Source organism: Lysinibacillus sp. FSL P4-0201 (assembly GCF_038593425.1).
GTDB classification, from domain to species: Bacteria; Bacillota; Bacilli; order Bacillales_A; family Planococcaceae; genus Lysinibacillus; species Lysinibacillus capsici.
Map to the genome: position 1 here is coordinate 721,195 of NZ_CP151995.1, position 15,770 is coordinate 736,964.

13 protein-coding genes are annotated in these 15,770 nt (G+C 35.3%); 6 read left to right on the forward strand and 7 right to left on the reverse strand.

Annotation, left to right across the window (positions count from 1 at the left end; translation table 11 throughout):
• Positions 1-4: 4 nt before the first annotated feature.
• The gene (locus MKY76_RS03440) at positions 5-979 is read right to left on the reverse strand and encodes a proline dehydrogenase family protein (protein WP_036074906.1); all 975 of its coding nucleotides are present in this window, start codon (positions 977-979) and stop codon (positions 5-7) included.
• Positions 980-1,544: 565 nt separating this feature from the next.
• Between MKY76_RS03440 and MKY76_RS03445 the strand changes: the two genes are divergently transcribed.
• Entirely contained in the window at positions 1,545-2,144 is a 600-nt protein-coding gene (locus MKY76_RS03445) for a TetR/AcrR family transcriptional regulator (RefSeq protein ID WP_112117361.1), read from the forward strand.
• Between the two features lie 38 nt (positions 2,145-2,182).
• Here the strand turns inward: MKY76_RS03445 and MKY76_RS03450 are convergent, their stop codons facing one another.
• A complete protein-coding gene (locus MKY76_RS03450) occupies positions 2,183-3,550 on the reverse strand; it encodes a S41 family peptidase (RefSeq protein ID WP_319839933.1) in 1,368 nt (455 codons plus the stop codon).
• Positions 3,551-3,731: 181 nt separating this feature from the next.
• On the reverse strand, positions 3,732-5,051 hold the full coding sequence (brnQ, locus tag MKY76_RS03455; RefSeq protein WP_112117363.1) for a branched-chain amino acid transport system II carrier protein: 1,320 nt from the start codon (positions 5,049-5,051) through the stop codon (positions 3,732-3,734).
• Between the two features lie 250 nt (positions 5,052-5,301).
• On the opposite strand from brnQ, the gene MKY76_RS03460 reads away from it, so the two are divergent.
• A complete protein-coding gene (locus tag MKY76_RS03460) occupies positions 5,302-6,195 on the forward strand; it encodes a LysM peptidoglycan-binding domain-containing protein (RefSeq protein ID WP_342557424.1) in 894 nt (297 codons plus the stop codon).
• Positions 6,196-6,280: 85 nt separating this feature from the next.
• On the opposite strand, the gene MKY76_RS03465 is transcribed toward MKY76_RS03460, so the two are convergent.
• Both MKY76_RS03465 and secA2 read right to left on the reverse strand, forming a co-directional pair.
• On the reverse strand, positions 6,281-7,177 hold the full coding sequence (locus MKY76_RS03465; RefSeq protein ID WP_103117450.1) for an accessory Sec system S-layer assembly protein: 897 nt from the start codon (positions 7,175-7,177) through the stop codon (positions 6,281-6,283).
• Positions 7,177-9,540: an accessory Sec system translocase SecA2 gene (gene secA2 / locus MKY76_RS03470; RefSeq protein ID WP_269897332.1), complete on the reverse strand. Its 2,364-nt coding sequence runs from the start codon at positions 9,538-9,540 to the stop codon at positions 7,177-7,179. The genes MKY76_RS03465 and secA2 overlap by 1 nt, the downstream gene beginning before the upstream one ends.
• A 225-nt stretch (positions 9,541-9,765) precedes the next feature.
• Here secA2 and MKY76_RS03475 point away from each other — a divergent pair, with 225 nt between their 5' ends.
• Positions 9,766-10,833 (forward strand): MraY family glycosyltransferase, encoded by a 1,068-nt coding sequence (locus MKY76_RS03475; protein WP_004230902.1) that lies wholly within the window; start codon positions 9,766-9,768, stop codon positions 10,831-10,833.
• A 238-nt stretch (positions 10,834-11,071) separates the two neighbouring features.
• On the opposite strand, the gene MKY76_RS03480 is transcribed toward MKY76_RS03475, so the two are convergent.
• Positions 11,072-12,127, reverse strand: a complete 1,056-nt coding sequence (locus MKY76_RS03480) for an LCP family protein (protein WP_103117452.1) — start codon at positions 12,125-12,127, stop codon at positions 11,072-11,074.
• 147 nt (positions 12,128-12,274) lie between these two features.
• Positions 12,275-12,910, reverse strand: coding sequence for a YigZ family protein (locus tag MKY76_RS03485; RefSeq protein ID WP_103117453.1), 636 nt, complete (start codon positions 12,908-12,910; stop codon positions 12,275-12,277).
• A 165-nt stretch (positions 12,911-13,075) separates the two neighbouring features.
• Here MKY76_RS03485 and MKY76_RS03490 point away from each other — a divergent pair, with 165 nt between their 5' ends.
• The 3 genes from MKY76_RS03490 (at position 13,076) to MKY76_RS03500 (ending at position 15,765) form a co-directional block, all read left to right on the forward strand.
• Entirely contained in the window at positions 13,076-14,224 is a 1,149-nt protein-coding gene (locus tag MKY76_RS03490) for a sensor histidine kinase (RefSeq protein WP_048392088.1), read from the forward strand.
• Positions 14,225-14,259: 35 nt separating this feature from the next.
• Complete coding sequence (locus MKY76_RS03495) at positions 14,260-14,934, forward strand: response regulator transcription factor (RefSeq protein WP_004227590.1); 675 nt, start codon at positions 14,260-14,262, stop codon at positions 14,932-14,934.
• A 285-nt stretch (positions 14,935-15,219) separates the two neighbouring features.
• Positions 15,220-15,765: a DUF3225 domain-containing protein gene (locus MKY76_RS03500; RefSeq protein WP_004227588.1), complete on the forward strand. Its 546-nt coding sequence runs from the start codon at positions 15,220-15,222 to the stop codon at positions 15,763-15,765.
• Positions 15,766-15,770 lie beyond the last annotated feature (5 nt).

Genomic DNA, 15,770 nt, shown 5'->3' on the forward strand with positions numbered 1-15,770 from the left:
ATAATTATTTTCCTTTTTTCGAGAGGCGACCAAGTGCAAATGCTGCTGCTCCTAAGCCAATTGCCATGTTCGTTTTTTTGTTAAACACTTGTTTTGTCACAAGTGCAACATTTTGTGGACGCTCAGCTAAACGACGCATAAAGTAACCGTACCAGTCATTACCGAATGGTAGGTATGTGCAGAAATTATAACCTTCACGAGCAAGGTCTAGCTGCATTTCTTTACGGAAACCATATAGCATTTGGAATTCGAATTTTTCATTTGGAATATTATGTTGCTTCACAAATTGTTTTACATGGTTGATCACATTATGATCGTGTGTCGCAATCGAAGTAAATTTACCATGTAGCAAATGATATTCAATTAGTTTTAAGTAATTATGGTCAATATCAGTTTTAGATTGATAAGCCACATTTTCAGGTTCTTTATAAGCACCTTTTACAATACGTAAGCGGAAGTTTTTATATTTCTCAATATTTTCCTCTGATTCGAAGAAGTAAGCTTGAATAACTGTCCCTACGTTATCATACTCTTTGTGTAATTCCTCTAATAATTCAAAAGAGCTATGTAAACGCTCGTAGTTTTCCATATCGAAATTCACGAAAATATTATATTGATGTGCAAGAGCTACGATTTCTTTTAAGTTTTCATAGCAAAATGCGTAATCAATATCTAAACCTAATTGTGAAGGTTTAAGAGAGATGTGTGCATCAAGCTGTTCATCATGAATAGCTTGTACAACAGCTAAAATGTTATTTTTGGCAGCAGTTGCCTCTGATTTTTCGTAGACGAACTCGCCTAGATTATCGACTGTACAAGAAATATTGGCCTTGTTTAATTCTTTAATCGATTGCACAACTTCTGGTAAACTTGTGCCAGCAACAACACTTTGGGCACCCATTTTTAAACCATATTTTTGTGCAGCGCTGTTTAATAATTTGTTCTCTGATAAGTAAATGAAAAAGTCACGTAATACCATCATATGCCTCCAAAAATGAAAATTTTAAATTCTTGGCGATTATAACACTTTTTTTGAAAAGTAAAATGGTTTGATTTTCAGAAAAAATTTTTTCAAAGCTAGTTAGTGAGATAAAACTATTGCAGTTATTGACTTATTCATGAAAAAAATTTAAATTAAAAAATTTTTTCAAAAAAAAAGGACTTTTCAAAATAAAAGATTTGCTTTATGTTAATTAGTATATGTCTAAATTTGCGAATATGTATAATATTGGACTTTTCGAGAGTGGTTTACTTGAATGGCATGATAGTATTTCAGAATTATTGATAGTTTAATATAATTTATTAGTGGGTATTCTTAGAAGTGATTCTTAGATATCCACTTTTTCATTTTTTAATTTAAATATCATATTAATAGTAGTTTATAGTAAAAAAAAACAGGGTGTATTATAATAAAATGGTATATAATCAAGATTAAATTATGTACGTTTTGTGAATTTATAGTTACTTTTGATTTAGAATAGTGTGTCTATATAAGCAATACAAAAGGAAATATGACTACTCTAAACTAAGATAAGGTGGAAAGTATGGCAAGAGGCAGAAAATTTAATTCAAATGGCGAACAAAGTAAACAACTATTACTTGAAAAAGCGATAGAGCTATTTTCTGATAAAGGTTATCATCACACAAAAATTAGTGACATTGTAAAGGCTGCCAATGTAACTCAGCCTACTTTTTATCTCTATTTTAAAAGCAAGGATGCCCTTTATAACGATTTGAATGCGCAATTTCAAAGCGGATTCTTGGCAGTAATGAATAATAAGTCAACTGACATTATTGAATATGGATTACAGGGTTTTATCACGCTCTTAGAGCAAAAGTTATTGAACTTGTTCGTATACATAATTGAAAATCCTGAATTAACAAAAATAGGTTTTATTGAATCCAAGCAAGCACATTTGGTGAAAAACCAAATGACACAGCAATTGATCCACCTTATTTATCTGCATGATTGTGACAAAGATCTACAATTGTATAGTGTGGATATAAAAATCATGATAGATAGTTTAGTAGGCTCAATAGAAAGACTCATCATTACGAATTTGCTAGAAGAAAAAAGGTTACCTGCAGAACTTGCAAATGATATTGTACAATTATATTTTTGGAAAACCAAAGAAGTGATATAAAAAACTGCCATCGATACTTATTATCGATGACAGTTTTTTTAATTGCTTATTCTTATATGCTGATAGTAGCCTTTTTGATCTTTGCTCTTCGGGTGAATAAGTAGCATATATTCCTGATTTGGTGAAAAAGCACTCTTAGGTGTAACAGTTAATGTTCGACCTTCAATTTTAACTGCTACGGGTACTTCCTTAGCTCCTAAAGCAGCCAGTTGAATGTTACTTTTAGCAATTTGAGAAGTAAGCCCAGCAGGAATTTTTACTGTAAATTTTTGTGTATCAGCTATATTTTTTACCGTGGAAAGTTGTTTATATTTAGGATATTTCTCCTTCAATGCATCATAATGTGCCTGGAAAATAGGTGCTGTTGTGGTTTGAACATTTGGCTTAACGCCTACTTCATGAATAGTATGACCCGCAGGACCTGTAAATTTACCAACTGTAAGCTTTAAATAGCTACCATCCTGTAATGTGTAAAAGCCTTGCATAGCGCCTTTCCCATAGGTTGTTTCTCCGTATAAAATAGCAGCTTTCTGGTCTTTCAATGATGCGGAAAGCATTTCAGAAGCACTGGCACTATAGCGGTTTACAAGAATACGGGTATCTTTAGGAAACTTTGTATCTTGTTGAACTGCTGGGATGGTATAAGAGTTATGTGCTTCTTCTAATAAATACGCAACTTTAGCAGATTGGAATAATCCTGTTAGTTCTTCAGCTGTTGTCACATAACCTCCACCATTATTTTGTAAATCTAAGATGAACGATGTTGCACCACGTTTTTTTAAGTCTATCAGCGCATTTTTAACAAGCTGTGCACCATCCTCTGAAAAGGAAGCCAACGAAATATAGCCCACATTTCCAAATAGCAGGTCAGTTTGTACATTTGGTAATGTGAATTTTTTACGTGTAATAGTTTTGGTAGTTTTTGAACTGTCACTATTCTTTAATGTAACCTCCACCTTAGTCCCTTCATTACCGATTAAAAGGGAAGAGGCCTCTTGTGTAGAACGCCCGATAATGGATTCACCATCAACGCCAATAATGATATCTCCAGCCTGAACACCAGCCTCAAAAGCACCACTGCCTTCGATTACTTGTAAAATATGAATTCCATCTTCGTGTTCTTCAATCACCACACCTATACCTATAGTAGATAGGTTGATGCTATTCATATAATTTTCAAATTCTTGCTTAGTGAAGTAGGTTGAGTAAGGATCAAGCATATCCATGATTTCTGAGATGGATGTAGCCTTCTCTAAGTTTCCATTAATTGTTCCAACGTAAGTATCTTTCACAATCTCCTTAATTTCCTTGATAAGCTGTTGATCATTTTCAGCAGCGTGAGTAGTTGTAAAAGGGAGAAGGAAGAAGCCTAGAACAAATACGAATGACCATATTAACTTTTTCATTGGACACCTCTTTTCTAGAACTCAAAATAGAATGTATCATTATTAGGTATTAAATGGATGGTTACATTATGCAATTGAGTATCTGATTTTTATTATACATGAAGCCATCGCTATAGTGGTGGACTTATATGAGGTAGAAAAAGAATCTACTTGTCGCTATGGGCAAGTAGATTCTTGTAAATTATTTTTTTATCAATTTATGAATAATAAAACCAATTGATGCGCCAACAATTGCTGGTAAAAGCCATCCTAAATTTTGCTCATACATTGGCAATGCTTTCAGGATAGTTTCATAAGGTGTAATTTCAACTTTCATTTGTTTTAAGCCATCATATAGACTGACAAGGAAAGTTGGAACGAGCGCTAAAATATAAACAATTTGTCCACCTTTAAAGAAATGATCAGCTAGTGACAAGACCATCAATACCATAGCTAAAGGATAAATGATTAATAGTACAGGTAGTGATGCACTAATTATTGTTGAAAGCCCCACATTTGTAATAGCTGTACTAAAAATAGTGAAGACAACTAAAAACGTTTTATATGAAATTTGAGGGAATAGCTTATGGAAAAATTGTGCATTAGCAGTTAATAAACCAACAGCTGTGGATATACAAGCTAGTAAAATAGTCGCAGACAAAATAATACTTCCAAGGCTTCCAAAGAGCACCTCAGCTGATTTTGCAATAATATTTCCGCCATTATCAGAAATACCGATTGCATTGATACTTGTATTACCAATATGCCCTAGAGAGATATAGACAAAGGATAAACCTATTGCAGCAACGACCCCCGCAAAAATCGTTGTTTTTACTTGTTTTCTCGTATCTTTCATACCCATATCACGCAAGGCCTGTAAAATGACGATACCAAAAACAAGAGCACTTAGAACGTCCATCGTTAAGTAACCTTGTACAAAGCCTTCAGCTAAAGGTGACACTTTATAGTTACCTACGGCTTCTCCTGGTTCTCCCATAGGAGAGATAAAACTTTTAACAGCAAGCAATAAAATAACAAAAAGCAGGGCAGGTGTTAAAATTTTACCTACACGATCAACGAGCTTCGAAGGATTAATAGATAAATATAGAATTAACGTGAAAAACAAGATAGATGTGATAAAAAGTGGTGCCCAATGATCACTCATACCTTCAGAGAGAAATGGCGCAATGCCTATTTCATAGGACACAGATCCAGTACGTGGTACAGCAAAGAACGGTCCAATTGCTAAGTAGACAATGGAGGTGAAAATCACCCCAAAAGCAGGACTAACACGGTTAGCGAGAAGTTGTAAATCGCCTCCTGCTTTGGCAACAGCAACAATCGCTAATAGTGGAAGACCAACACCTGTTATAAGGAAACCAATCATGGCTACAGTGATGTTTTCACCTGCTTGTTGGCCTAATAATGGTGGGAAAATAATATTACCAGCACCCAAGAACAAGGCAAATAGTAGTAATCCTACTGCTAAATTTCCTTTGATGAAATGCAAGATGTTTTTCATAAGTATAATAACTCCTTTAAGATTGAAAAGCTAAAACTTTCTAAAAATTTTAAATACAGAAGTGTATATTATCATAGGAACACTAATCTTGCAATGAAAATAGTATTTCAATATAGTCGGATTTCGTCGTATTCTATAAGTTTCCTATAATGTTTGAAAAATAGTCAGTTTTTCCGATTTTTCATGCAATAGTTATCTAGTATGATAGACACACAAGGGAATATTCTAGCACGAACGGAGGCACTTTGGTATGCAAAAGACAAAAAAATGGAGAATTCTTGTTCTAAGTACTTTAGCAACTTCATTTTTAGCATTACAAACAGCGGAAGCAGCAACATATACTGTACAAAAAGGAGATACTTTAACGAAAATCGCCCAAAATCATCAAGTCACGATTGGGGATATTATGAAGTGGAATAATCTATCGAAAGATACGATTTTTGTAGCTCAAAAGCTTGAGATTCAAAAACAATCAACGAATGAGGGAGTAAAGCCCGCAACTCCATCAACTTCTGGAAAACCAGCATCTAGTTCTCATACAGTAGCAAAGGGTGACACCTTATCAAAAATTGCAAAGCTATATAATGTGACAATTAAGGATATAATGGATTGGAATAAGCTTGAAAGAGACACGATTTTTGTTGGACAAGTACTGAAGCTTTCTTCAGCTGCAGTGATACCCGATGGTGATACTATACATAATAATGTGACTTCAGGTACGGGCACTCCATCAAAAGTAACTGCGAAAGATCCTACAGCTAATGGACAAGCGATTTATAACAAAACCGTTGAAGTTGCCAATACATTGGTTGGAACACCCTATCTATACGGTGGAAATACACCTGTAGGGCTTGATTGCAGTGGCTTTATTTTTTATGCCTTTAATCAAGGTGGTTTAAAAATAGGAAGAGCAAGCAGTGAGGGCTATTTTTACGGTAATACTACCCATGTAGAAAATCCAGTACCTGGCGATTTAGTGTTCTTTGAGAATACGTATAAAGAAGGTATTTCTCATATGGGAATTTATCTCGGAGATAATAAATTCATTCATGCGGGTACAGATGGTGTAGAAGTTTCGGATGTTACGTACTCTTACTGGTCTTCTAAATTAGTAGCCTATAAACGTTTTGATAGTGTGAAATAAAAAGTAGCGATTTTTGCCTAGGCAAAAATCGCTTTTTGTTTTAACAAAACCCCCCCTTTCTACTAAGAGAGAAAGGGGGATTAGGTTATTGTGTTACACGAGCTGTCCAACGAGAAAGGTCGGCGTCTTTAGCATCAACAAGCTCTGCTGGGAAAATAAATGTCCAAGGCTTTGTGGAGTTTGGCTGGACAGTTAAGATTGGATCCATTTTAAAGGAACCTTTGGCAATTTGTTTACCTGTAGCATCGACAATTTCTAATGGTAATTGTTCTAGATTGATTGCTTTATTATGTCCATTACGAATAAAGATAGAAACGTTTAAATTACCATTGTCAGCTAGTTTGGCCTGTAAACCTGTGAAATTCACTTCTGTCTCACCTAGCTTTGGTAGTGTTTTAACGATTTTCTCAAGTTCTTCTTTTTGTTCTGCTGGTAACTGTTTTTCCCATGATGGATCTAATTCTAATTGATGACCGCGAAGGGAAACAAGATTAAAGGCAATTTTCCAGCCATCTTCAGGAACTTCATCTACTTTAATTGTAGACTCTTCAAATTCAAATACCCATGGACGAGCACTTTCTGCTGGGATTGTACCAAGTGCTTTAAAATCGAATTTTTTAGATGCAACAAGCTCATCATTTTTATCCATAATGAAAAGCTCAATTTCACCTAGCTCAATAGCTTGAGGTAGAGAGGAACGGAAAAATGCACGAACTAACCATTTTCCACCTCGACCTTCTTCAATACTAATTGAAGAAAGCGATAATTGATTTGGTTTCAACGGCTCTAGCTCATTCGCTAGGAAGTTAAAAATGTATTTTTGCTCTTGTGGGACATCCCATTCAGGATGGAATGATAACTTTGTTTCCACATCGCGATTATCACCTGTATTTTTCGTTGTATTCCCTAGTAAATCTTTTGAGTCAATTGTGTTTTCCTGAACAACTTTATCTGATTTTTTAAAAAATGAAAATAAGCCCATTATTGTTCCTCCTGTTGTGCCTCAACTGTTTTCATGAAGCCTGTAATTTCTATAATAATAGAACGACGTAATTCTTGGAAATTTTTACCGAATAATTCTAGCCCTTCACGTTGGTAAATTCGCATTGGATCTTCTTGCTGATAATGACGTAGACCGATTCCTTCTTTTAAATGCGTCATGGCCTCTAAATGCTTAATCCAGCCGCTATCAATATGGCTAAGCATAATTTGAGGAAGTACTTCTATGACTCTTTCGTTTTCAGCGAATGTCTCCATGCGATCAAGCAGTTCTTGTTCAGAAGGTTGAATTTCAGCAAGAATTTGTTTTGTTTTTCCTATTTCTCGGTTGATTGAAACAGGTGTGATGAATAATGAGTTAAGCGCATTCTCCATTTGTTCGTAATCCCATTCAATTGGAGATACATCTTCTGGCGCGGCGTCATGAACAGCAAAATCAACCGTTTCACGTAGCATTTTCTTCAGTTCACCCATTAAATCCTCGCCAGCTAAAATTTTGTCGCGAAGTCCATAAAGAACGGTACGTTGGTCATTGATAACATCGTCTAATTTTAGGTTATATTCCCGCATGCCATATTGGGAACCTTCAACAATTCGTTGTGTTCGGTCAATAAGCTCTTGAACCTCTTTATTTTGAATAATACCCTGATCATCTACAATCATTTTTGCAGAGAATTTTTCTACTTCTTCTTTTGCGTAACGGCGGAACATATCATCTTCAATAGAGAGAATGAAGCGACTTTCGCCTACATCACCTTGACGGCCTGAACGCCCACGTAGCTGATTGTCTACACGACGGCTTTCATGCTTTTCTGTCCCAATTACATATAAACCACCAAGCTCGTGTACATCCTCACCTAACATGATATCCGTTCCACGACCTGCCATGTTTGTCGCTACTGTAATACGACCTTTTTGACCTGCTTGTGAAATAAGTTCAACTTCTTGTTCAACTGTTTTTGCATTAAGTAATTGGAATGTTAATTTTTCCTTTTTCAGATAGTCAGCTACAGTTTCAGACTGTAAAATTGATGTTGTCCCAATTAAAATTGGCTGGCCTTTTTCATGACGTTTTTTAACCTCTGCTGTAACATACTTATATTTTGCTTCCTGTGTGTTAAAAATAAGATCAGGCTGATCAATACGCTGACGCGGACGGTTTGTTGGGATTTGCACAACTTCCATGCCGTACACTTCGCGAATTTCTTTTTCCTGTGTTTTCGCTGTACCCGTCATCCCGGAAAGCTTTGGATACATACGGAAATAGTTTTGAATTGTGACCTGGGCCATTGATTTATTTTCATCTGTAATCGTTACGCCTTCTTTAGCTTCAATCGCTTGATGTAAGCCATCAGAAAGTGAACGACCTTCTAAAATACGACCTGTAAACATATCAACAAGCTCGATTTTGTCTTCTTTGACAATGTAATCAACATCGCGCTTAAACATAACATGTGCACGTACTGCTTGAATTACGTAATGGAAGAGTGTTTGGTGTTCTAAGTCATATAAATTATCGATATTGAAGGCAGCCTCTACCTTTTCAATACCTTTATCCGTTAGAGAAGTAGCCTTTGTTTCATCGTCAAAGTCATAATCTTCATCTTTCTTGAATCGTTTCGCTAACATAGCAGCAATTCGGTGTAATTCTTCGTTGGAAGGCATTTTACCTGCGATAATTAAAGGTGTTTTAGCTTCGTCGATTAATACACTATCCACTTCATCAATAATGGCGAAGTGATAAGGACGTTGCACTTTATCTGCAAGGCTATAAGCCATATTATCGCGTAAATAATCGAAACCAAACTCAGTACCAACACCATATGTAATATCGGCATTATAAGCTTCTTTTTTCGCATCAGCTTCCATCATCGGTACATTTAAACCAACAGTTAAGCCAAGGAAACGATGAATTTGACCGACTAGCTCATAGTCACGCTTTGCTAGGTAATCATTAACTGTGATGACATGAACACCTTTACCTTCTAATGCACGTACATAAGAGGGAAGGGAGGCAACTAGAGTTTTACCTTCACCTGTTGGCATTTCAGCAATATTACCTTCTGTTAATACTAGACCACCGATAAGTTGCACATCAAAATGACGCATTCCTAATACACGCTTTGAGGCTTCGCGTACAACAGCAAATGCGTCTGGGATGATTGATGTAATAGGCTCACCTTGTTCTAATTGATTTTTGAAAATAAAAGTCATTTCTCTTAATTCAGCATCTGACTTATCAACATACTTTTCTTCAAGATTATTAATTTGATCTACTATTTTGTAGTAGCGTTTTAATTGACGAGCACTTGTTTGCTCTTTGTTACTTTTGAAAATTGAGAACATGAAATATACGCTCCTTTAATGTTGTCTACATGCTAGACACACCATTATTCTATCAAATTTTACTTATGGTGACTACAATTGACTGTATAGGAATCTATTAATGCTAAAATGTACAAAATATTTGTGAAATCGTGGAAAATGTTTAGAAAAAGTATATTTCAATGCTTGTTCATGCTATAATCAATTTGGATTTCAATGTAGATTATATATTTGAGGAGGAGAGACATGCTTTACGTGTCTTTAATAGCAGCGTTCGTTGCATCCATTTTGTTAACTCCATTAGTGAAACGTTTAGCGTTTAGAATAGGTGCTGTTGACGCACCAAACTATCGAAAAGTACATGCTCGAATTATGCCAAGACTTGGCGGTTTAGCCATTTTCCTTGCCTTTATTATTGGCGTGACGATTTTATACTCATTCTTAGTTCATACAAAACATGGTAGTAACGAGGCATTATTAGCTATCATTATTGGTGCTTGTATAATCGTAATCACAGGTGTTATTGATGATATGCGTGAGATTTCTGCAAAAGCAAAAATGCTTGGTCAGCTAGTTGCTGCACTGATTGTTGTTTTTGTAGGTGGTATTGAAATTGAAATGGTTAATCTACCGTTCTTAGGTACATTAGACTTTGGTTTATTGAGTATTCCATTAACGATCATTTGGATCATCGGTATTACGAATGCCATTAATTTAATTGACGGCCTAGATGGTCTAGCTGCAGGTGTTTCTACGATTGCACTGATTACATTAGCTGTCATGGCATTTATCATGAGCAATGTGTTTGTTTTAGCGTTAGCAGCCATTTTAGCTGTAGCTTCACTTGGTTTCTTATTTTATAATTTCCACCCAGCAAAAATCTTTATGGGTGATACAGGGGCATTGTTCCTAGGATTTATGATCTCTGTGTTAGCGTTACTTGGTTTTAAAAATATTACATTCGTAGCTTTAATCATCCCAATTATTATCCTTGGTGTTCCGATTTCGGATACATTCTTTGCCATTGTTCGTCGTGTCCGCATGAAGAAGAAATGGTCTGACCCAGATAAATCACATTTACACCATCGATTACTCGATATGGGCTTTACACATCGACAAACAGTCCTAATTATCTACGGAATTGCAGTAATGTTTGGATTAGCAGCTATCATTTTCTCTATGGCAAAGGTTTGGGGAGCTATATTACTTGTAGCGGTCATCCTAACAGCTATTGAAATCTTTGTAGAGGTCATTGGATTGGCTGGTAAAAACTATAAACCATTATTAAATTTTGTACGGATATTTAGTAAATAAAATATAAGCAATCATACAATTTGTATGATTGCTTTTTTGTTGTTAAATAGGGTTACTATTAAAGTTAGACACTGAGAAACTCTTTTAAACCGATTATATATAGGGAATGGAATAGAAGGTAAACTTAAATAAGCTTGTTTATCGATTACTAGGAGGGGTAAATGAAAAGGGTAGTCAATCAATGGAGAAGTCATATAAAAAGACCATAGACAAGTTGTTTGTCTATGGTCTGAAAGCTCTATTCAGTAACTGAATTGTCATCGCTACTAGCAGCACTATCTGTTCCTGTATTGCCACTTGTTAGACTTGATGATTGTTCATTTAGGCCAAGATGGTTTTTGAAAATCTCCTTTGTTTCTTCAACAGAATCTTGATTTAACTGGTAATAATAAATACCAGTAGATGTATCATCCGTGCCATCTAATGTTAAGGAATCGATACGTGGTGCGCCTTTTGATAAATAAGATAAGAAGGACTTCATTTCAGTGAATGTCATATCTGTTTTCATATTATCACCAAGAGCTTTAATGACATCATCATATTTCGTAACGGACTTAACAGAAGCGACTTTTTTAATAATCGCAGATAGAATTTCCTGTTGACGTTTACCACGCTCAATATCATTATCTTGTTTACGTGTTCTTGCGAGTGCAAGTGCCTCACTACCATTTAAATGTTGTAAGCCTGGCTGTAAGTTAATTGTAAACTTATCGAACTCATCTAATTCATGCAATGCATATGGTACTTCAGCTTCAATACCACCTAATGCATCTACAACATCTATGAATGCATTAAAGTTCATGCGTACATAATAGTCAATAGGAATATCAAATAGTTCTTCTACAGTTTCGATCGTAGTAAGTGTTCCACCCATAGCGTGTGCATGAGTAATTTTATCTTTATAACCTACTTTAGGAATATAAACGTAAGAATCACGAGGAATGCTTAGCATTTTAATTGTATGAGTTTTGTTATTTAATGTAGCTAAAACGAGTGCATCGGAGCGTGAATGATCCGAACCTTGCCCTCGATTGTCACTATCATCAACACCTACAAATAAAATAGAGACATTGTCTTGTACAGGCTCTACTTTCTCTACACGTTGCGTTGAAACCTCTCGACCTTCTAACTCCTCATATGCTGAGTCTGCAGCATGCTCTACCTGTTTTGTAAGGTAAACAGCATAAGCCGTTACACAAATTACCAAGCTGGCAACTAATAGTAGTGTAACTTTTATAATTAATGAAGCTTTAGAAGACCTCTTTTTAGTCGGACTAACAGATCTTTTTTTCATAATAGATATATTCTCCTCTAATTATTGGGAATAATAATGCGATAAAGCTAACTTTTATTCAATTTTAACTAAGCAATTGTGTGGACAATAAAATAGCTTAACAAAAAAATTATACTATGCATATTTAGTTTCGACAATTAAAACTATTTAATTGACAATAAATTCTACAAATTGAGCATCTTCGAAAGTGATGGTAGCCTGTCCATTTGTCATTTCTGTTATCCAACTTCGGAACTGTTCTTCTTCCTCTTTTAGCACAGAAACAATGATTTCAACACCCTCCAAATAACGTATTTCCTCTAAAGAATATGATGAACTTCTTATTTCATTTTCGACTTTTCCTAGCCATGTATAATCAATAGCTACTTTCATGACATGATGCAATTTACGTTCAACTATCTGTGCAGCAGTTAATCCCTCTGTAGTTGCTTTTCCATAAGCACGAATAAGGCCACCACCACCGAGCTTAATGCCTCCAAAATAGCGGGTCACAACAACGACCGTATCTTTTAACCCTTGTTTTTTTAAGACCTCTAACATAGGGACGCCTGCAGTACCACTAGGTTCCCCATCATCATTTGCCTTTTGAATATGATCATGCTCTCCAATAATATATGCAGAGCAGTTATGTGTTGCATTATGATGCAATTTTTTTATACCATCTATAAAAGAAATTGCATCCTCTTCCGTTTCTGCACGTTCTATATAAGTGAGAAAGCGAGATTTGGAAATGACAATTTCGCTTTCACCATATCCTTTTACTGTTAAATAGTTTTCTCTCATTCGTATCAATCTCCTTTTAACTAGAGTTCTATTCTATAATTTTCATGAAGAAAAAGCATTAAATTTTAGCATGGTAATGCTATAATAGGTGTAGACTATGGAATATGTGATTTTAGTCTATTAAATTAGTAAGTAATCATAAGACATTAGACTGGGGAGTATACTATGTTTTCAAATGATACCTTCGATTTAAAGTCGCTTGATGACATTTTTAATCGAATGTTAGATACAATCATGAGCTCAAAGGATGATATCTTTATTATAAGTGAACAAAGCCGCAGAAGCTTTGAAGATATGCAAAAAGAGCTTGAAATTGTTCGAAAACAAATATCAATCGTAATTGATGATGGCGATGCATTGGAAAAAAGTACGCAGCTTGCTAAGCAACGACTTGTGCTAGTGAGTAAAGCTTTTGATAATTATACCGAAGAACAAGTTAGAGAAGCCTATGAAACTGCACATGATTTTCAAGTAAAGCTCTCCGTTATTAGAACACAAGAAAAACAGCTACGGGATAAAAGAGATGATCTAGAGAGAAGATTAAGAGGATTACTCGATACGATTGAACGTGCTGATCATATTGTTAATCAGGTAAATGTCGTTTTGAATTACTTAACTTCAGATTTAAGAAATGTTGGTTTAGCCCTTGAACAAGCAAAAATGAAACAGGATTTTGGGATACGTATTATTGCAGCTCAAGAGGAAGAGCGTAAGCGTTTATCAAGAGAGATTCATGATGGACCTGCTCAAATGCTTGCAAATGTCCTTATGCGCACTGATTTAATAGATAGAACGTATCGTGAAAAAGGTATTGAAAAGGCTTTGGCTGAAATTGCCGATTTAAAGAAAACGGTGCGTAATGCTTTATCTGAGGTGCGACGTATTATTTATGATCTACGACCAATGGCACTTGATGATTTGGGAATTATTCCGACATTAAAGAAGTATTTATCGACAGTGACTGAATATAATCCAGGTGTTGAAATTCATTTCCAATCGAGAAGTACAGAAAAACGTATACCTTCAAATTATGAAGTATCCATTTTCCGATTAGTACAAGAATGTGTAACCAACGCCATGAAGCATGGAAAGTGTAAAGACATTTGGGTAAAGCTTGAATGGTTAAAAGATGCCGTCAACATTGTTGTAAAAGATGATGGCATAGGCTTCGACCCACAAGTAGTGAAAGATCATTCCTTTGGGATTTTAGGAATGAAAGAACGTATTGAAATTTTAAATGGTACAATCACCATTACGAGTGAAATCAATCGAGGGACAACGGTGTTATTTAAAATACCGTTAGAAGTAGAATGATGTAACTGTCGCAGAAATCTAGGGGGTAAAGACAAATGACAAAGATTATTATTGTAGACGATCACCAGCTATTCCGCGAAGGAGTAAAACGCATTTTAGATTTTGAAGATACGTTTGATGTAGTAGCAGAAGGTGACGATGGTACAGATGTTGTTACGTTATACGCTGAAAACGAACCAGATGTTGTACTTATGGATATTAACATGCCAGGCAAAAATGGAGTAGAAGCAACGGCAGAGTTAATTACTGAATTTCCAGATGCAAAAGTGATTATGCTGTCTATACATGACGATGAAACATATGTTACGCATGCATTAAAATCAGGTGCTCTTGGCTATATGTTAAAAGAGATGGATGCAGATGAAATCGTTGAGGCGATTAAAGTTGTTGCCAACGGCGGTTCTTATTTACACCCAAAAGTAACGAAAAACCTAGTAGCAGAATTCAAGCGACTTTCAGAACATGAAAATAAAGGAAACTTCCATCAAACTGAAATTCGTCGTCCATTCCATTTGCTAACTAAGCGTGAATGTGAAGTATTACAATTATTAACAGATGGTCAATCAAACCGTACAATCGGTGAGACACTGTTTATCTCTGAAAAAACAGTTAAAAACCACGTATCAAGTATTCTACAAAAAATGAATGTTAATGACCGTACACAAGCAGTTGTAACAGCCATTAAAAATGGCTGGGTTGAAGTACGTTAATTGCTAAAACTGTTTTTAAAAGCTACTTTTTATTGAAGTAGTTTTTAAAACAGTTTTTTATTGTTTTTTGGTAATAATTTGTATTGGGCTTACATGATGAAGAACAGGTCATTCACAATTTTGTAACATTACTAATCATTAGTATGAATATGATAACTAGCAATTCATGCAACATTTTACAGCCTAATGCGTCATAAGGAAGATGTAGCACTTAAATGTTGAAAATGCACAACAAAATTCCTACGAAAGCATTTATATGCTACAATATGCGCGGGAGGTTTTTTGATGTTAAAGAAAAGTTTTCTAGCAGTTCTAATCTTATTAGTGTTAACTGCCTGTGGTAATAAAGATGAGAAGATGAGTGATGAAGAACGAGATAAAGTAATAGAGGATGGTACAGTTGGCTTTGAAATGATGGGTGGAAACGTAGAAAAGGCTGATAATGTACCAGCGGAAGATGAAAAGGCAATTTTAGCATCTTTTGATGAGTATATTGCTGCATTAAATGCTGAAGAAATTGATCGTTATATGAATACAATCTCGAAAAATCCCAAGGGTTTTAAATACGATGAAGAAAAAACATATGCATCAGAAGTATTTGATCAATTTGATATTAAGCGTGAAGTAGAAAATGTAACAATTGCAAAGTATGAATCAGAAGAGGCGCAAGTATTTGCCAACATGAAAATGCACTCACTTCAGCTTGAGACAAATGTCGAACATGAAAGTGCAGGACGTCAGGTAACAGTCTTTGTGAAAGAGGACAATGATTGGAAAGTAACAAGTGTCTTTTATATTGGTGACGACTCACAGTCAAGTACAGGAAATTAACAGAA